Source organism: Streptomyces sp. FH025, assembly GCF_017427025.1.
In the GTDB taxonomy this organism is placed as follows: Bacteria; Actinomycetota; Actinomycetes; order Streptomycetales; family Streptomycetaceae; genus Kitasatospora.
The window spans coordinates 1-16,744 of record NZ_JAFLNG010000095.1; the positions used below are offsets into that span (position 1 = coordinate 1).

Annotated in this window: 17 protein-coding genes; 8 read left to right on the forward strand and 9 right to left on the reverse strand. The window is 71.3% G+C overall.

The features are described 5' to 3' along the window. The first annotated feature begins 192 nt into the window (after window positions 1-192). On the forward strand, window positions 193-750 hold the full coding sequence (locus J0670_RS10005; RefSeq protein WP_207811113.1) for a hypothetical protein: 558 nt from the start codon (window positions 193-195) through the stop codon (window positions 748-750). A 166-nt stretch (window positions 751-916) separates the two neighbouring features. On the opposite strand, the gene J0670_RS10010 is transcribed toward J0670_RS10005, so the two are convergent. The 4 genes from J0670_RS10010 to J0670_RS10025 all read right to left on the reverse strand — a co-directional run bounded on the left by J0670_RS10010 (window position 917) and on the right by J0670_RS10025 (window position 3,005). Then, complete coding sequence (locus J0670_RS10010; protein WP_207811114.1) at window positions 917-1,273, reverse strand: beta/gamma crystallin domain-containing protein; 357 nt, start codon at window positions 1,271-1,273, stop codon at window positions 917-919. Between the two features lie 395 nt (window positions 1,274-1,668). Next, a complete protein-coding gene (locus tag J0670_RS10015) occupies window positions 1,669-1,863 on the reverse strand; it encodes a DUF397 domain-containing protein (RefSeq protein ID WP_207811115.1) in 195 nt (64 codons plus the stop codon). A gap of 30 nt (window positions 1,864-1,893) precedes the next feature. Then, window positions 1,894-2,088, reverse strand: a complete 195-nt coding sequence (locus J0670_RS10020; protein WP_207811116.1) for a DUF397 domain-containing protein — start codon at window positions 2,086-2,088, stop codon at window positions 1,894-1,896. A gap of 2 nt (window positions 2,089-2,090) precedes the next feature. Then, window positions 2,091-3,005 (reverse strand): helix-turn-helix transcriptional regulator, encoded by a 915-nt coding sequence (locus J0670_RS10025; RefSeq protein WP_207811117.1) that lies wholly within the window; start codon window positions 3,003-3,005, stop codon window positions 2,091-2,093. A 101-nt stretch (window positions 3,006-3,106) separates the two neighbouring features. On the opposite strand from J0670_RS10025, the gene J0670_RS10030 reads away from it, so the two are divergent. Beyond that, window positions 3,107-3,475: an ATP-binding protein gene (locus J0670_RS10030; protein ID WP_207811118.1), complete on the forward strand. Its 369-nt coding sequence runs from the start codon at window positions 3,107-3,109 to the stop codon at window positions 3,473-3,475. Beyond that, a complete protein-coding gene (locus J0670_RS10035) occupies window positions 3,472-3,717 on the forward strand; it encodes a hypothetical protein (protein WP_207811119.1) in 246 nt (81 codons plus the stop codon). Before J0670_RS10030 ends, J0670_RS10035 begins: the two co-directional genes overlap by 4 nt. A gap of 53 nt (window positions 3,718-3,770) precedes the next feature. Here J0670_RS10035 and J0670_RS10040 read toward each other — a convergent pair whose 3' ends face one another. Then, window positions 3,771-4,346 carry a TetR/AcrR family transcriptional regulator gene (locus tag J0670_RS10040; RefSeq protein ID WP_207811120.1) on the reverse strand — a complete coding sequence of 192 codons (576 nt, stop codon included), beginning with the start codon at window positions 4,344-4,346 and terminating at the stop codon, window positions 3,771-3,773. Between the two features lie 82 nt (window positions 4,347-4,428). Here J0670_RS10040 and J0670_RS10045 point away from each other — a divergent pair, with 82 nt between their 5' ends. Beyond that, window positions 4,429-5,931 carry an MBL fold metallo-hydrolase gene (locus J0670_RS10045; protein WP_207811121.1) on the forward strand — a complete coding sequence of 501 codons (1,503 nt, stop codon included), beginning with the start codon at window positions 4,429-4,431 and terminating at the stop codon, window positions 5,929-5,931. Between the two features lie 130 nt (window positions 5,932-6,061). Here J0670_RS10045 and J0670_RS10050 read toward each other — a convergent pair whose 3' ends face one another. Beyond that, a complete protein-coding gene (locus tag J0670_RS10050) occupies window positions 6,062-6,265 on the reverse strand; it encodes a DUF397 domain-containing protein (protein ID WP_207811122.1) in 204 nt (67 codons plus the stop codon). Window positions 6,266-6,461: 196 nt separating this feature from the next. Between J0670_RS10050 and J0670_RS10055 the strand changes: the two genes are divergently transcribed. The 3 genes from J0670_RS10055 to J0670_RS10065 are packed head-to-tail and all read left to right on the forward strand — an operon-like array spanning window position 6,462 to window position 12,905. Further along, the gene (locus tag J0670_RS10055; protein ID WP_207811123.1) at window positions 6,462-7,904 is read left to right on the forward strand and encodes a TIR-like protein FxsC; all 1,443 of its coding nucleotides are present in this window, start codon (window positions 6,462-6,464) and stop codon (window positions 7,902-7,904) included. Beyond that, window positions 7,901-11,908, forward strand: a complete 4,008-nt coding sequence (fxsT, locus tag J0670_RS10060) for an FxSxx-COOH system tetratricopeptide repeat protein (protein ID WP_207811124.1) — start codon at window positions 7,901-7,903, stop codon at window positions 11,906-11,908. The genes J0670_RS10055 and fxsT overlap by 4 nt, the downstream gene beginning before the upstream one ends. 31 nt (window positions 11,909-11,939) lie before the next feature. Next, the gene (locus J0670_RS10065) at window positions 11,940-12,905 is read left to right on the forward strand and encodes a D-glycerate dehydrogenase (RefSeq protein ID WP_207811125.1); all 966 of its coding nucleotides are present in this window, start codon (window positions 11,940-11,942) and stop codon (window positions 12,903-12,905) included. Window positions 12,906-12,931: 26 nt separating this feature from the next. Here J0670_RS10065 and J0670_RS10070 read toward each other — a convergent pair whose 3' ends face one another. The 3 genes from J0670_RS10070 to J0670_RS10080 all read right to left on the reverse strand — a co-directional run bounded on the left by J0670_RS10070 (window position 12,932) and on the right by J0670_RS10080 (window position 15,733). Continuing rightward, window positions 12,932-13,786, reverse strand: coding sequence for an alpha/beta fold hydrolase (locus tag J0670_RS10070; protein WP_207811129.1), 855 nt, complete (start codon window positions 13,784-13,786; stop codon window positions 12,932-12,934). 22 nt (window positions 13,787-13,808) lie between these two features. Next, window positions 13,809-14,738, reverse strand: coding sequence for a DUF4231 domain-containing protein (locus J0670_RS10075; protein ID WP_207811126.1), 930 nt, complete (start codon window positions 14,736-14,738; stop codon window positions 13,809-13,811). Between the two features lie 230 nt (window positions 14,739-14,968). Next, window positions 14,969-15,733: an SIS domain-containing protein gene (locus J0670_RS10080; protein ID WP_207811127.1), complete on the reverse strand. Its 765-nt coding sequence runs from the start codon at window positions 15,731-15,733 to the stop codon at window positions 14,969-14,971. A gap of 250 nt (window positions 15,734-15,983) precedes the next feature. Here J0670_RS10080 and J0670_RS10085 point away from each other — a divergent pair, with 250 nt between their 5' ends. After that, window positions 15,984-16,676, forward strand: a complete 693-nt coding sequence (locus J0670_RS10085) for a metal-dependent transcriptional regulator (RefSeq protein WP_207811128.1) — start codon at window positions 15,984-15,986, stop codon at window positions 16,674-16,676. Window positions 16,677-16,744: the final 68 nt, after the last annotated feature.

Sequence of the window (16,744 nt, forward strand, 5' to 3'; positions counted from 1 at the left end):
GCGACGTTGCTCCAGGGCTTTGTGCACAGGAAGTCGGATCGGCCGACTTCCTGTGCACAAGGGCCAGGAGCGCGGGCCGGCGGTTGGTGTTGGTGGCAGCGGCCGGAGAGTGCTGCGGCAGTGGGGCTGCTCGGGGTGCCCGGGCTGGAAACCGGGATGACCCAGGTGGGGAGCGCTGTGAGACTGGGCGGCGTGACGCGACCTGAGCTTTCGGAGCTGGAGTACTTGAGGGAGATCGAGCGGCTTGCCCGTGCTGTGACGGGCGCCGCGTCGGCGGAGGGGTGGCTGTCGTACGAGCCCGAGGCGGAAGACGCGACGCGCTTGCAGCGGGCGGTGAACGCGCTGGCCCGGGAGATCCGGCACTACCACTTCCCGGGGGACGGCTGCCTCAGCGAGGAGGCGGATCGGCCCGAGGTGAAGCTGGCCGGGGCGGCGATCCTGCGGCCCGGGGCCATGCCGGAGGGCATGGGGGAGGGCTACGAGGAGGCGTGCTCGCGCCTCGGGGTCGAGGCCAGGCCCGAAGGATGGGCCCTGTGGAACACCTGGGGCGACGGGGACATCCGGGTGACGATGGTGGTTTCGGCGGTCGACACCACGGAGGGCCTGCTCGCGAACTGGTCGCGGGGCAGGGAGTTGCACCCGGTGATGCCGGTGCCCTCGCAGATCGCGCTGATCCACCACGGTTGGGCCGCGCACATGGTCTTCTCCCCGTTCGGGGTGCGGAAGTTGGGGCTCGGTGGGCGGCCGTGACACCACATGCCGGTGCCGGCCACACCCTGGAGGGCGTGGCCGGCGCCGGTGAGCCGGGGTGGAGCGAATTCACGTCACGGAAAATTCGACGGCGATCGAGGTGGTGCGGGGAATTTCGGTGATGCGACCGGGCGAATTTCCGTTCGGGGTCCGCTCCGCCGATTCGTCAGAGGATTCGGATGGAGTTGACCCTCGGCGGGCGGTTCGGGAACGTGATGTCGGTCCAGCGGTTGATCCGCACCGAGTCGCCGTTGGCGTCGGAGTAGACCAGGTCGTTGTTCCCCGTGGAGATCCGGTCGACCCACCACCCGCCGAAGCCGATCGTCCCCGCGTTCGCGTAGCAGTCGACGCTGTCACGGCCGTCGAGGTGCGACCAGATCTTCAGGAAGTCGTTGCGGCTCCCGTCACACGGGACGTGGTCGATGGCGAAGGCGCTGCCGGACGGCACGGCCACGGTGAGCGTGGCCGCTGCGGCGAAGGCCATGGCCATCGAGCGCACGACCTTCTTCGCTTTCGAGATCATGGATTCTCCTCAGTCGGATGAAATGTCGAATCGGAGTCCGCTTCGCAACGAGTATCGGTTGCGTCGTGCTCGATCAGTATTCAGATGGCCTTTGCGAGGGTCAATCGAACGGGATTCGGCCGGACGTGTTCTCGGTCATTTCCGTACAAACTTTCGGCACGGCGTGGGGCGTGTTGTTCTGGCGTGCCGCGAGTGATTTCGGGGCCGGGCGGATGGGCCGTCGACCGAGGGGCACCTACTGACTAATCTGACGTGGGGTGATGGTCGGACCGCCAACCGCGCGCGACAGGTGTTGGGGGGCACCTGTCTGGGAGAGGGGGGTGGGGCTGGCGAGTTCGCGCATGACGTGTCGCGCGCCCCCGGCCGACCGCCGGGGGCGCGCGAGGATGACTCGGTCAGGCGGTGAAGTGGTCGAACTCGCCGGCCTTGGCACCGGAGATCCAGGCGTGGAGCTTGGCGCGGGTGGTGGTGACGATGGTGGTGGGGTCGTCGGACTCGCGGATGTACACCAACTCACCCGCAGAAGCGATTTCGACGCAGTTGGCCTGGTCGCTGCTGAAGCTGGACTTCTGCCAGTTGAGCTGGTGCATGGTCGCCGTCCTTGGGGGAGGGGGATGAGGCTAGGCGGTGAAGTGGTCGAACTCGCCGGCCTTGGCGCCGGAGATCCAGGCGTGGAGCTTGGTGCGGGTGGTGGTGACGATGTGGGCAGGGTCGTCGGACTCGCGGATGTAGACCAGCTCACCGTCGGCAGCGATTTCGACGCAGTTGGTCTGCTCTCCACTGAAGCTCGACTTCTGCCAGTTGAGCTGTTCCATGCTTACCTTCCTTGTACTGCGTAACGAATGTGCTGGAGCAAGCCCCATGAGTCGCGATGTGTGGGCGACGGTTCGGATGCACTGTCCGGCATGGGCGGGAGTGCCATGCCCTTGAGTCGTTCGAACTGTCGTCGAAACGAGGCTAGTGCTTCGGGCTCGCCAAGGAACGGTGAGCCCTGGGGCTGTTCCATCAGGACCGTGTCCAGTTTGGAGTGCTGGCCATGAAGCAGCATGAACGGGGTGTCGGCTGAGGCGAACACAGTGCAGTCGAACGGCAGGATCTGGATGGTGATGTGAGGCAGTCTGCTGACCTCGATCAGGTGGTTCAACTGGTCGCGCATGATGGTTGGTCCGCCGTACATCGTTCGTAGCGCCGCCTCGTGGATCACGGCGTGGAACGGCGTCTTGTTCTCGGTGCTCAGGATTCGTTGCCGCTCTTGCCGGAATCCGACGGTCTTCTCCGAGTAGTCGAGGATGATCTCGCTGTAGGCCTTGGTCTGGAGCAGGCCCGGGATCAGCAGTGTCTCGTACGTGTCCAGGCGGGTAGCGCTGTGTTCCAACTCGGCGAGATCAAGTGCTGAAGTCGGAACATGGTGCCGGTATTCGGTCCACCACCCCTTGCCGTTGCTCTGACTGATGGCGAGTAGACCCTCCCGGTATTCGGGGTCGTTGGCATGGCAGGCGTCAAGCCAGAGAGTCAACCGCTCAGGATTGATACCAAGCCTGCCCGACTCGGTGTGGCTGACGGCTGGCCCCTTCATGCCGATCAGCTCGCCGAGCTCCGGCAGAGACATGCCCGCACTGTTGCGGAGGCGCCGCAGTTCATCGCCAAGTCGCCGCTGCCGCTCGCTGATCGCGGTCCTGAATCCCATGTGTGTGCTCTTCTCGCGTGGAGGTTCGGCCGACTGGGTGGTCACCTACGGACAGTGTAGATCTAGATGCGGAGAGTGTTGCAGGATTGTGGTGGTTGACCCTACAGTCGATCCATCAACCTCTTTGCACCGCTGGGAGAATCCCCATGTGTGACCCCCACCTCAACTCCCCCTCCCTCACTGTTTCCCGCGAGGCGTTGCGCCACGTCATGGAGTGCGCCGGGTACTCCGACTCGGCCATCGCGGACGCCGAACTCGCGCTCGTGGAACTGATCGTGAATGCCTGGCGTCATGGTCTGACCACCTCCCCTGCGGTCTTCGCCGCCGTCGCGAACGGCACCCTCCGGGTCACCGTCGCCGACCGATCCTCCACGCTCCCCGAACCCCGAAAGCCCACCGAACTCGCCGAATCGGGGCGGGGGTTGCAGCTGGTGGAGGGCCTCACCCACCGCTGGGGTGCGGAGCCGCAGAAGCTGGGCAAGCGGGTCTGGTTCGAGCTGGACGGCGCGGCGTGAACGCCCTTCACCCGATCCACCCGGCCGATCCCGCGCTCCGGCATCTCACCAAGCAGCAGATCGCTGAGCTGATCGTGGAACTCCGGACCGAAGGCCGCGAGTTCGGGCTCCTCTGGCCCTCCGCGAAGCCCGGGGAGACCGTCCTGGACGGCCAGCTCCTCGTCTCCATCGGCAATGCTCCGACCAGCACGCTGATCAACCTCCTCGCGCTCCTTCGCGAGTTCAGGCGCCACCGGGGTTGATCCTCACCGGCACGCGGGCTCGTTCGGCGAACGGGCCCGCGCCCGTATGTGACTCAGCCTGCCGTGAAGCCGCCGGCGAGGATGTCCAGCCTGGTGAGCAGCGCTTCGGTGAGGGAGTGCTCTCCGCCGGCGCTCAGCCAGCGGCTCAGGGTGGTGACGTAGGCGTCGAAGACCAGGTCGGCGATGGTCTCGGGGGTGAATTCCGGGCGGATCTCGCCCCGCTCCCATCCTCCGGTGGCGGCGCTCAGGAGCGCCGGGGGTGTGGTGGCGCCGAGTCCGAACGCGGAGTGGAGCACTCCGCTGTCGTGCAACTCCTTGGCGAGCGCGTACTCCTGCTCGTTGAGGTCCGCGAGGGCGCGCAGCGCGTCGGCCAGCGTGTCGACGGCGGACGCGCCCGTCTCGCCCTGGGAGTCCAGCACCTCATGCCGCCGGTGGACCCAGGCGACGACGAAGTCCTCCTTGCGGCCGAAGTGGTTGAAGGCCGTCTGCCGCCCCACGTCCGCCCGTTCGGCGATGTGGTCGTACGTCGTGGCCGCGTACCCCTGACTGGCGAACAGTTCCAGGGCGGCGGCCAGCAGGCGCTCCCGAGTCGCGGTGCGGCGCTGCTCGCGTCGATTCGTCGCTGTCACGCACCAAGTGTACTTGAATACCGAATGGGACTGGAGTACACCTAGCTATACGTACTCAAGTACACCTTCGCGGAGGTCAAGCGTGACCGTTCCCTACTCCCTCGGCCTGCACGAGATCGCCCAGGACACCTACGCCTACCTGCAACCGGACGGTTCCTGGGGGCTCAGCAACGCAGGGCTGATCGTCTCCGGCGACGAGGCGCTGCTCGTCGACACCCTGTTCACCGTCCCCCAGACCCGGGATCTGCTCGCCGCCGTCGAGGAGGCCCTGCCCGACGTCACCATCGGCACCCTGGTCAACAGCCACAGCGACGGCGACCACTGGTGGGGCAACCAACTGCTCCCGCAGGCCGAGGTCGTGGCCTCCGAGGCCGCCGCGGCCGACATGCGCGAGGACCACCTGCACGAGCTGCTCGCCGCGCCGGGCGACCTCCCGCTCCCGCGCGTCGTCCAGCGGATGCGGAAGGCCTTCGACTTCGTCGGCATCGCCCCGACCCTGCCCACCCGCACCTTCAGCGGCGAACTGGAGCTCACCGTCGGCCACCGTGCCGTCCGGCTGATCGAGGCCGGCCCCGCCCACACCCACGGCGACGTCCTCGTCCACGTCCCGGACGCCGGCGTGCTGTTCACCGGGGACCTGCTGTTCGTCGGCGGCCACCCGGTGATCCACAGCGGCCCGATCGGCCGCTGGATCGCCGCCTGCGACCTCATCCTCGGCCTCGACGTCGAGACGATCGTGCCCGGGCACGGCCCGGTCGTCGGCAGGCCCGAGGTGCGCCGCTTCCGCGCCTACCTGGAGCGGGTGCGCGACCACGCCATGCGTGCTCACCGGGCGGGCCAGCCCGTGCTGGAGGCCGCCCGGGAGCTGGACCTCGACGGCCTCGCCGACCTGGCCGACGCCGAACGGCTGGTCCTCAACCTCGGCGCCGTCTACCGCGAGCTCAACGGCGACGGCACCCCCGGGGAACTGGACCTGATGGTCCTCCTCGACGAGTACGGGGCGCCCCGCCTGGCGCCGCGCCCCGCCGCCGAGGTCGCCGGCGACGTCCTCGCCCTGGCCGGCGGCCTGGAGAGCACCGTCCGGCAGCTGTTCGGCGGCGGCGACGCCGGGCCGCTGGAGGGCTTCCCGGTGCCCAACGTCCTCGCCACCATCGGCCACCACCCGGACCTGCTGGCCCACCTGGCGCCCCACCTCGCCCAGCTCAACCAGGGTCTGCTCCCGCCCCGCGTACGGGAGTTGGCGATTCTGCGCACCGCTCACCGCTCCGGCTCGCCGTACGAGTGGCGGCATCACACCCGGCTCGGCGCCCTCGTCGGGCTGACCGGGCCCGAGATCGCCCGCGTCCCGGCCGGGCCGGACCACCCCGACTGGGCCGAGGACGACCGCACCCTGCTGCGGGCCGTCGACGAACTGCACGACGGGAACGCGCTGTCGACGCGGACCTGGCAGGCGCTGGTCGCCCGCCACCGCGAGCCGCAGGTGCTGGAGCTGCTGGCCCTGGTCGGCACCTACCGGATGGTCGCCGGCATCCTCAACTCCTGCCGGGTGCCCGTCGACCCGTGGCTCGTCGAGGCCGGCGCGTAGGCGGGTGCGCCGGGGAGTGCGGCAGGGCGCCGGGCGGGTCTGAAGACGCCACTCCCCGGGAGGCGCCCCGGGCGGGCTCCGTACGCACGGAGCCCGCCCGCCGGGCGCGGTCAGGGCCCGCCAAGGGCGGTCAGAGCCCGACGAAGTGGTCGAACTCGCCGTCCTTGGCACCCAGGATCCAGGCGTTGAGCTTGGCGCGGGTGGTGGTGACGACGAGGTCGGGGTTGTGGGACTCGCGGATGTAGACGAAGTCGCCCTCGGAGGCGATTTCGATGACATCGGCATCGGACCCGTCGCCGCTGAAGCTGGACCTCTGCCAGGTGAGGTGGTCCATGGGTGCCCTCCTGATCGTTCGCGGTGGCCGGAACGAGGGTACTGCTACGGAAGGAGGGCAGCGGCCTCGTTTCGGTCATGTCAATTCGTGCGGACCGCTGTGCTATTCCATTGCGGCGTCAGTCGTTCCTACACTGAAGCCCCGCCGCACGGGGGCTGCGGGAACCAGGTTGCCGACGGGCCCGGGGGAGGCGCGTGTGAACGACCGTGGCTGGGACGAGGACGACGCCCGGCCGTACTTCTTCCTCTCCTACGCGCACACTCCGAAGGCCGGCGCGCGGGGGGCCGGCGATCCGAACCACTGGGTGCGGCAGCTGTACCGGGACCTCTGCGAGGCCGTGCTGCAACTGACCACCGTGCCGGCCGGGGTGCCGGTCGGGTTCATGGACGAGTCCATGCACCAGGGCGAGTTGTGGGCCGAACGGCTGTCCGAGGAGTTGTCGACCTGCCGGGTGTTCGTGCCGCTGTACTCACCCAGGTACTTCAACAGCGTTCCGTGCGGGCAGGAGTGGCACGCCTTCACCCGGCGCCCGGTCTACCCGGCGACCATCGACGCGGAGCGCACCAGCGGCATCGTCCCGGTGCTGTGGGCGCCGATGAGCCGCTACCGGCTGCCCCGGGTGGCCAGTGAACTCCAGTTCAACCACGCGAGTTTCGGGCCCGACTACGCCACCGAGGGCCTGTACGCGCTGATGAAGCTCAGCTACTTCCGCTCCGCCTACGAACTGGCCGTGCACCGGCTCGCGGCGCGGATCGTGCAGGTGGCGGAGGAGACGGTGATCCCGGTCGGGCGGCGGCTGGATTTCAGCACCCTCCCCAGCGCGTTCAACGTCACCGCCCCGACCAAGCAACTGCGGATCTCCGTACTCTCCTACCACCAGGGCGAGGTGCCGTCGGACCGCAACCCGGACTTCTACGGCGCCCGGCGCACCGACTGGCACCCCTACCGTCCGGCCGGGTCGCCGATCGCGCAGCACGCGGTGCGCCTGGCACGGCAGTTGGGGTTCCAGCCGACCGTGCACGAGTTCGACGACGAGGCCGAGTCCATCATCGAGGGCAACGCCGAGGCCCCCGGACTGCTGCTGCTCGACCGGTGGGCGCTGCGCGACCCGCGCCGCCGCGAACTGGTCCGCCGCTTCGACCGCTGCGACGCCACCTGGGTGAGCGTCCTGGAGCCGTGGAACACCGACGACCCCGACTGCGACACCGACGACGGCGAACTCGTCGAGCTGAGCGACCAGACGCTGCGCATCACCCGGCGGGCCAGCCGCCCCAGTTTCCTCGGCGCGACCGGCCCGATCCGCTCGACCGGGCTGAACACCCTGGAGGACTTCGACGACGCCCTGCCCCGGGCGGCGATGAAGGCCAAGTACGCCTTCGAGGGCCGCACCAGAGCCGAACCGGAGGAACCGCCGGCGCCCCGCCCGAGCCTGCGGGACGCCTTCCGCCGACCGGGCGGGCCCGGGCCGAACGGACCGAGCGGGCCCGGCGGGACGAACGGAGATCAGGGCGGGCACCGGGTCGAGCCCTACGGACCGGACCCCTTCGGCCACGACCACGACCCCGACCGCGACGACCGTGACGACGGCGATGACCCCGATGACGGGATGGCGCCCTCCGGAGGACGAGGAAACCGATGAGCGACAACCGCACCAGGAACCTCCGCCTCGGCGGCCTCACCGCCGCCGAACTCGCCGCCCAGCGCGAGGCCGAGCGGCAGGCCGCGGAACAGGACCGCCACGGCCGGATCATCACCTTCTACTCCTACAAGGGCGGCACCGGCCGCACCATGGCCCTCGCCAACACCGCCTGGATCCTCGCCGCCAACGGCTTCCGCGTCCTCACCGTCGACTGGGACCTGGAGGCGCCGGGCCTCGCCAAGTTCTTCCACCCGTTCCTCGACCCGGCCTCCCTCGCCGGCACCACCGGCATGATGGACCTCATCGCCGAGTACCGCGAGGAGGCGCTGCGCCCGGTCGAGCACGCCGAGGGCTGGCACCTGGACTTCGCCCGGGTGCACCCGCACGCGCTCTCGCTCTCCTGGCCGCACTTCAAGCCCGGCGGCAGCCTGGACTTCCTCTCCGCGGGCCAGTTCAACCGCGACTACTCCGAGGCCGTCACCCACCTCGACTGGGACATCTTCTACGACCGCTTCGACGGCGGGCAGTTCTTCGACGCCCTCAAGGCCGACATGGCCAGGCGCTACGACTACGTGCTGATCGACTCCCGCACCGGCCTGTCCGACATCGCCGAGATCTGCACCGTCCAGATGCCCGACGACCTGGTGGTCTGCTTCACCCTCAGCGACCAGTCCATCGACGGTGCCTCCCGGATCGCCCAGCACATCCACGACCGCTACCGCGAGCGCGGCATCCGCATCCTGCCCGTCCCGATGCGCATCGACGAGGGCGAGAAGGAGAAGGCCGACGCCGGCCGCGCGCTCGCCCGGGTCCGCTTCGACGGCCTGCCCTCCGGCCTGGGCGGCGAGGAACTCGCCCAGTACTGGGGAGCCGTGGAGATCCCGTACCGGCCGTTCTACGCCTACGAGGAGATCCTCGCCACCTTCGGCGACCAGACCGGCACCCCCACCTCGATGCTGGCCGCCTGCGAGCGGCTCACCGCCGTCATCACCGAGGGCCGCGCCACCGGACTCCCGCCGATCGACGAGGAGCTGCGGCTGCGCTACGTGGACGCCTTCACCCGCCGCCGCCCGTCCGTCCCCGCCGACCTCTACCTGTCCTACGTCCCCGAGGACCGGATGTGGGCGGACTGGATCGAGTCGGTGCTCACCCGGGCCGGCTTCCGGGTGCTGCCGCGCGACCTCAGCGCCGGCACCGACCCGCGCGAGGAGACCGAGCGCGGCATCGACTCCGCCTACCGCACCGTCGCCGTGCTCTCGCCCGCCTACCAGCGCTCCCCGCAGGCCCGGGCGCTGTGGGAGTCGGTGGTCAGCTCCGACCCCTCCGGCACCCGCCGCCAGCTGCTGCCCGTCCGGGTCGGCGACGTCCGCCTCACCGCGCCGTTCAGCAACCGCAACCCGGTCGACCTGGTCGGCCGCGACGAGGGGCAGTCCGTCCAGAGCCTGCTGCGCGCCCTCGGCCGCAGCGACGTCGCGCTCGGCGACGAGCCCGCCGACGGCCCGCGCTTCCCCGGCAGCAAGCCCTCGGTGTGGGACGTCCCGCCGCGCAACCCCTCCTTCACCGGCCGCTCCGCCGTCCTGGAGCAGCTGCGCAACCAGCTGCGCGGCGGCATGGCGGCCGTCCTGCCCACCCCGCAGACCCTGTACGGGCTCGGCGGCGTCGGCAAGACCCAGGTGGCGCTGGAGTACGCCCACCGCTTCATGTCCGACTACGACCTGGTCTGGTGGATCGACGCCGAGCAGACCGAACTCGTCGCCCCGGCGCTCGCCGAACTCGCCCGCCGCCTCGGCCTGCGCGTCGGCGACTCCGTCACCGAGGCCGCCGAGGCCGCCCGGGAGGCGCTGCGCCGCGGCGTGCCCACCTCGCGCTGGCTGCTGATCTTCGACAACGCCGACGAGCCCGCCGAGATCCGCCGTTTCTTCCCCGGCGGCTCCGGCCACATCCTGGTCACCTCCCGCAACCAGGCCTGGACCGGGCACGCCGAGGCGCTGGAGGTCGACGTCTTCACCCGAGGCGAGAGCGTCGAGCACCTGTGCCGGCGCGCCCGCAGCCTCTCCCGGCCGGACGCCGACCGCGTCGCCGAGGCGGTCGGCGACCTGCCGCTCGCCGTCGAGGTGGCCGCCGCCTGGCTGGACACCACCGGCACCCCGGTCGACACCTACGTCACCCAGCTGCACGCCGAGGCCGCCCGCGCCCTGGCCGTCGGCCGCCCCGCCGACTACCCCACCCCCGTCGCCGCGACCTGGAACGTCTCCATCGGACGGCTGCGCCAGCAGTCCCCGGCGGCGGTGCGGCTGCTCCAGCTGTGCGCCTTCTTCGCGCCCGAGCCGATCTCGATGAACCTCTTCTACAGCGACCAGATGATCCGGGCGCTGGTGCGGTTCGACGCCGACCTCAGCGACAAGTTCATGCTGGGCAAGGTGATCCAGGCGATCGGCCGCTACGCGCTCGCCAAGGTCGATGCCGGCAGCAACAGCTTCCAGGTGCACCGCCTCGTCCAGGCGGTGATCCGGGCCGGCATGACCGACGAGGAGCAGGAGACCGCCGTCCACGAGGTGCACCGCATCCTCACCGGCGCCCGGCCCGTCCTCGGCGACACCGACGACCCGGCCAACTGGCCCGCCTTCGACGAGATCTGGCCGCACCTGTCGCCCTCCAAGGCGCACAACTGCGACGAGGCCGACACCCGCCAGCTGCTCATCGACCGCGTCCGCTACCTGTGGAAGCGTGGCGAACTCGACCGCGCCCGCGACCTCGGCCACGCCCTCGACGCGGAGTGGACCAGCAAGCTCGGCGAGGACGACCGGCAGACCCTGCTGCTGCGCTTCCAACTCGCCAACGTGCTGCGCTCCCAAGGCAACTACGCCGACGCCCTGGCCCTCGACGAGGCCACCCTGGAGCGCCAGCAGGTGCTGCTCGGCGAGCACCACCCCTACACCCTGATGACGGCCGGCTCGCTCGGCGCCGACCGCAGGGCGCTCGGCCGGTTCCAGGCCGCCCTCGACCTCGACCGCGAAATCCTGGAGCAGTTCCGCGAGTTGTTCGGCGACGACAACCCGCGCACGCTCTCCATGGCCAACAACCTGGCCATCGACTACCGGCTCGTCGGCGACAGCGAGGCCGCCCGCGAACTCGACCAGGAGACCCTCGACCGGCGCACCGCCGTCCTCGGCCCCAAGCACCCCTACACCCTGTCCACCAAGTCCAACCTCGCCCGCGACCTGCGCGAACTCGGCGACTACCGCGGCTCGGTGGACCTGCTCCAGGAGGTCACCTCCGACCTCGGCGACGTCCTCGACCCCGACCTGCCCGAGAACCTGCGCAACGCCAAGTCCCTGGCCGTCTCGCTGCGCCGCATCGGCCAGCTCGCCGAGGCCCGCCGGATCACCAAGGAGACCTACGAGCGCTACCTGGAACGCTACGGCGCCGACGCCCCCGACGCGCTCGCCTGCGCGCTCAACCTGGCCGCCGACCACAGCGCCTCCGGCGACAAGGAGGCCGCCCGCGACCTCTGCTCCACCGTCTTCGAGGGCCACCGGCGGCTCTTCGGCGACGAACACCCGTTCACCCTGGCCTGCGCCAACAACCTCGGCATCTACCTGCGCGGCAGCGGCGACATCCAGGGCGCCATCGAACGCGGCCGCCTCACCGTCGAAGGCCTGACCCGCTCGGCCGGACCGGACCACCCGTACACCCTCAACGCGATGATCAACCTGGCCAACGCGTACGGCGACAACGGGCAGACCGAACTCGCCGAACAGCTCGGCCGGGCCGCGTACGCGGGCCTGTGCGACCGCTACAGCCCGCAGCATCCGGACGCGGTGGCCTGCGAGGCCAACCTGGCGATCACCCTGCGCTCGGCCGGCCGGCACACCCAGGCCGCCGAGCTGCGCGCCCGGGCGATCGCCGAGCTGATCCGGCAGTTCGGCGAGGAGCACCCCAACACGGTCTCCGCGCGCGGCTGGAAGCGGATCAACCGCGACCTGGAGCCGCAGCCGGTGTGACCGGGACGGGGGCGGGGTACGCTGCCGAGCCATGGACGCTACCCCGCCCCCGGTCCTGGTCACCCGGCGCCTCGCGCCCGGCGTCATCGAACGGCTCACCGCCCACCACGCCGTCACCTGCCACGACGCCGGCGAGGAGATGGAACGGGCCGAGCTGCTCGCGGCCGTGCGCGGCCGCCGGGCCGTGCTCACCACCCTGAACAACCGGGTGGACGCCGAGTTCCTGGACGCCGCCGGTCCGCAGCTGGAGATCGTCGCCAACCACGCCGTCGGCTACCACAACATCGACCTGGCCGCCTGCGCCGAACGCGGCGTGCTGGTCACCAACACCCCCGGCGTGCTCACCACCGCCACCGCCGAGATGGCCTGGGCGCTGCTGCTGGCCGCCACCCGCCGGCTCGGCGAGGGCGAACGCCTGCTGCGCTCCGGCACGCCGTGGACCTGGGCGCCCAACTTCCTGCTCGGCCTGGAGCTGGCCGGCACCCCGCTCGGCGTGCTCGGCATGGGCCGGATCGGGCGGGCGGTGGCCCGCCGGGCCCACGCCTTCGACATGCCGGTCAGCTACCACAACCGCCGCGAACTGCCGCCCGAGCAGGCCGAGGGCGCCGACTGGAAGCCCCTGGAGGACCTGCTCGCCACCTCCACCGTGCTGGTCGTCACCTGCCCCTTCTCCGCCGAGACCCGGCACCTGCTGGACGCCCGCCGGCTCGCCCTGCTGCCGCGCGGGGCGGTGGTGGTCAGCATGACCGCGGGGGTGGTGGACGAGGAGGCGCTGGCCGCCGCGCTGGAGTCCGGCGCGCTGTTCGCCGCCGCCGTGGACAACTTCGAGCACGAGCCCGCCGTCCCGTCCGCGCTGCTCGCCCAGGAGCGCGCCGTGCTGGCCCCGCACCTGGGCAGCGCCACCGTCCGCACCCGGCAGGCGATGGGCGGCCTCGCGGTGGACAACATCCTGGCGGTGCTGGGAGGTTCGCAGCCCCTGACCCCGGTGAAGGCCTGACCCGGCAGGGATCCAAGAGACAGGCCCTAACCCGCTGCCCAGGCCAGAGCCGTGGTCATCACCCGGAACGCCCCGAAGTGCGCGGCGCCGGGCTCCAGGAACAGCTCGGCGTCCGGGATGTTGTCGGCCAGCCAGCGGGAGTGGTCGACGGGAGAGAACTGGTCGTCCGCGCCGTGCCACAGCCAGGTCGGCACCCGGATCGACTCCACCGCGAAGCCCCAGTCCGCGGTGAAGGCCAGCACGTCGTCGATCCAGCCGTCCGCGCCGTGCCGGAACGCCTCCCGGTAGTTGCTCTGCAGCATCCGCCGCAGCCCGCTGTCCGCGACCACCTCCCGGTCGGCGGCGGAGAGTTCGGTGCGCAGCCCGTTCAGCAGCCGGACCGGATCGTCCTTGATCTGCCGGGAGCGGAACTCCATCGCGTCGGCGATCCGGCCGTGCCCGCGCTCCGCCTCCCGGTAGGCGCGCACGTTGGACGGCGTCATCCCGGCGTACCAGTCCAGGCCGGTCGCGTTGCGCGGTGCCAGGCCCACCAGCACCGCCACCCGGCTGACCCGCTCCGGCAGCAGCGCCGCGCAGGCCAGCGCGTGCGGGCCGCCGCCGGAGCGGCCGAGCACCGCGAAGGCGTCCAGCCCGAGATCGTCCGCGATGGTCCGCACGTCCGCCGCCGCGGCGGACACCCGGCGGCCGAACAGCCGGGTCGAGTCGCCGTAGCCGGGCCGGTCGTAGGAGATCAGCCGCACCCCCAGCCGGTACAGCACGGTGCTGCGCGGGTGCGGGCCGACCCTGCTGCCGGGCATGCCGTGCAGCAGGAACACCGGACGGCCGCGCGGGTCGCCGAGGGACTCGACGGCGAGGGCGCGGCCGTCCGCCGTTTTGACCATCCGTAACGCCACGCGTTCCTCCTCAGTGCTCCCGGTCGGTGGTGGTGCGCACCTCCCGGCGGGCCTGCCAGGTGGTGTGCTCGCGGGACACCGCGTCCTCGGCGTCCCGGGCCAGCCGGGCCCAGATCTCCTCGGCGTCCACCGACTCGAGGTCCAGTTCGGCCAGTTGGCGCCGGATCAGCTCCAACTCCTCGGCCGCCAGCCCGTACGCGGCGGCCAGCGGACGGTACTGGCGCAGCTGCGCCCAGGCGGCGATCGAGGCGGCCACCGCCGAGACCGTGCCCAGCGCGTCGTAGGTGAAGGCGCCGAGCGCCCGCAGCACCGCCAGCACCAGGCCCAGCGCCGGCAGCAGCACGCCCAGCACGCCGGCCCAGTGGCCGGCCCTGGCGCAGTAGCGGGCCTTGGACCGGTACCAGTCGTGCTGCACCCGGATCCGCTCGTTCAGGTACACCTCGCGGCGCACCGCCAGCGGCTGCTCGCGCAGGTCGCGCATCGCCGCGGTGACCTCGACCCCGCCCTCCGGCACGGCCACCGGGCCGCTCCGGAAGGCGCCCAGCACCCGGCCGAGCTGGAAGCGGTACAGGCCCTCGGCGTCCGGCAGGGTGCGCGGCGGCGGCTGGTAGGCGTCCGCCCGGACGGCGAACTTCCAGGCGAGCGTCTTGACCGACTCGGCGGCGGCCCGGCCTTCGTACCAGAGGCCCTGCGGGTTCTGCCGGCTGATCACCACCGCCAGGGCGACCGCGCCCAGGTACGCCACGGCCGCCGGCCACGCCCAGAACTCGCCGTCGGCCGAGCCGGTCGCGGCGGCGACCACCAGCAGGACCAGCTGCCAGGCGGAGAGCAGCACCGAGCGGTGCTGCCCCCGCAGCGAGGCCGCGTCGGCGGCCCAGAAGAACTCGGGCAGCAGCTCCCGCTCGCGGACCCAGTCGGTCCGCCCCGCACCAGACGCCATGTTCGGCCCCCACCCGTCGCTCAGGTCGCACCTCTTCTGCCCCGGGCGGCTTCCCGGTACGCCTGGCGGGGCCCGGGGCCGCCCGCAATGGCCGGGAAGCCCCGGTGCTTTGTCCGATACGCCCCGTGTTCGGTTCGGCACCCAGCGTGCGGTCGGGTGTCACGGTGCCCCGGGTGCGGGCCGCGGCGGACGGGTCGGTACGTATGTCGGCAGGTGTGTCGGCAGGTGTGTCAGTAGGTGTAGAGGATGCGGTCCGCGTTGTCGGCCATCTGCTTGGCGTTCCACTCGGTGCCGCCCGGGACGTTGCCGGAGCGGAACAGCGGCGGGGCGGGGGCGTCCCCGGCGGCGGCCCGGTCGGCCAGCCGGCCGACCGCGGAGGCGACCACGGCCTGCATCAGCGCGCTGGTCACGATGGTGGAGACCGGGCCGAAGGTGGTCTCGGCGGCCGGGTGGGTCAGCTCGCCGTCGCCGACCGCGATCTTGCTGTCCAGCACCACGTCGCAGTGGTCCTTCAGGTAGGTGCCGGACGGGTGCCCGGAGGGCACCTCGCCCGGGTACGCCAGCGAGGTCACCCCGATCACCTTCAGGCCGCGGTCCCGGGCGTACCGGGCCAGCTCGACCGGCATGACCTGGCGGCCGGACAGCGAGATCAGGAACAGCACGTCCCCACTGGTGGCCGGGGTGAGGTCCAGGGTGGCGGTGGCCAGCCCGGACACCCGCTCCAGCGCGCTGGACAGCGGCGCGGGCATCATCGTCACCCCGGCCATCCCGGGGACGTTCAGCAGGTTCATCGGCACCAGCCCGCCGGCCCGGTAGACCACGTCCTGGGCCGGCAGCGAGGAGTGGCCGGCACCGAAGGTGAACACCCGGCGGCCCTCGGTGATCGCCTCCGCGAGCAGCGCGGCGGCCGCCTCGATGGTGTCGGCCTCCTCCTCGCGGACCCGCTCCAGGTGGGCGATCGCGGCGTCGAAGTACCTGCCGACCAGGTCGTTCATCTGTTGCCTTCGCTCTCTGCCGGTGGGGGAGCCGGCCGGGTGGGGCGGCCGGGGTGGCCCGGACCGCCGATGGAGAAAGCTACGGCGAGCACGGTCGCGCCCCGGCGGCACCGCTGTCAACAGGAGGGCATCGCTGGTCACGGGAGGGAACAGGGGGGAAATGCCGCACCGCGGACCCCACCCGGACCCGGTTGTCGGCGCGGTACGTCAGAATTGGCGGTGAGGACACCGAAGAACGGAGCCAGCTGCGATGTCTGGGCTGATCGACACCACCGAGATGTACCTTCGCACCATCCTGGAGCTGGAGGAAGAAGGCATCGTGCCGATGCGTGCCCGCATCGCCGAGCGCCTGGAACAGAGCGGCCCGACGGTCAGCCAGACGGTCGGCCGGATGGAGCGCGACGGGCTGCTCCAGGTCGCGGGGGACCGCCACCTCGAACTCACCGAGAACGGCCGCCAGCTCGCGGTGCGCGTCATGCGCAAGCACCGCATCGCCGAGTGCCTGCTCGTCGACGTGATCGGGCTGGAGTGGGAGCAGGTGCACGAGGAGGCCTGCCGCTGGGAGCACGTGATGAGCGAGACGGTCGAGCGCAAGGTGCTCGCCATGCTCGGCCACCCGACCCAGTCCCCGTACGGCAACCCGATCCCGGGCCTGGACGAACTGGGCGACACCAAGGCCGAGGGCGAGGGCTTCGACGCCGCGCTCGTCCCGCTGGACTCCGTCAAGCCGGGCGACGCCGGGGCCAGCGTGGTGGTCCGACGGATCGGCGAGCCGATCCAGACCGACAGCGAGCTGATGAGCACCCTGCGGCGGGCCGGCATCCGGCCGGGCTCCACGGTCAAGGTCAGCACCGGTGTCGGCGGCGTGCTGGTCGGCAGCGGGGACAACGCGGCGGAACTGGGCAAGGACATCGCCCAGCACGTCTTCGTCGCCCAGGCCTGAGCCGCTCAGGGGCCTGAGTCGCCCAGAGGTCTGAGTCACCCGGGCCTGATCCGCCGGCCTGGGGCGCT

Bases quoted from the DNA above. Each gene is read 5' to 3' on its own strand.
- J0670_RS10075 (WP_207811126.1), bottom strand. From the start codon at position 14,738: ATGGCGTCTGGTGCGGGGCGGACCGACTGGGTCCGCGAGCGGGAGCTG.
- J0670_RS10085 (WP_207811128.1), top strand. From the start codon at position 15,984: ATGTCTGGGCTGATCGACACCACCGAGATGTACCTTCGCACCATCCTG.
- fxsT (WP_207811124.1), top strand. From the start codon at position 7,901: ATGAGCGACAACCGCACCAGGAACCTCCGCCTCGGCGGCCTCACCGCC.
- J0670_RS10015 (WP_207811115.1), bottom strand. From the start codon at position 1,863: ATGCACCAGCTCAACTGGCAGAAGTCCAGCTTCAGCAGCGACCAGGCC.
- J0670_RS10010 (WP_207811114.1), bottom strand. From the start codon at position 1,273: ATGATCTCGAAAGCGAAGAAGGTCGTGCGCTCGATGGCCATGGCCTTC.
- J0670_RS10020 (WP_207811116.1), bottom strand. From the start codon at position 2,088: ATGGAACAGCTCAACTGGCAGAAGTCGAGCTTCAGTGGAGAGCAGACC.
- J0670_RS10065 (WP_207811125.1), top strand. From the start codon at position 11,940: ATGGACGCTACCCCGCCCCCGGTCCTGGTCACCCGGCGCCTCGCGCCC.
- J0670_RS10080 (WP_207811127.1), bottom strand. From the start codon at position 15,733: ATGAACGACCTGGTCGGCAGGTACTTCGACGCCGCGATCGCCCACCTG.
- J0670_RS10030 (WP_207811118.1), top strand. From the start codon at position 3,107: ATGTGTGACCCCCACCTCAACTCCCCCTCCCTCACTGTTTCCCGCGAG.
- J0670_RS10050 (WP_207811122.1), bottom strand. From the start codon at position 6,265: ATGGACCACCTCACCTGGCAGAGGTCCAGCTTCAGCGGCGACGGGTCC.
- J0670_RS10070 (WP_207811129.1), bottom strand. From the start codon at position 13,786: ATGGTCAAAACGGCGGACGGCCGCGCCCTCGCCGTCGAGTCCCTCGGC.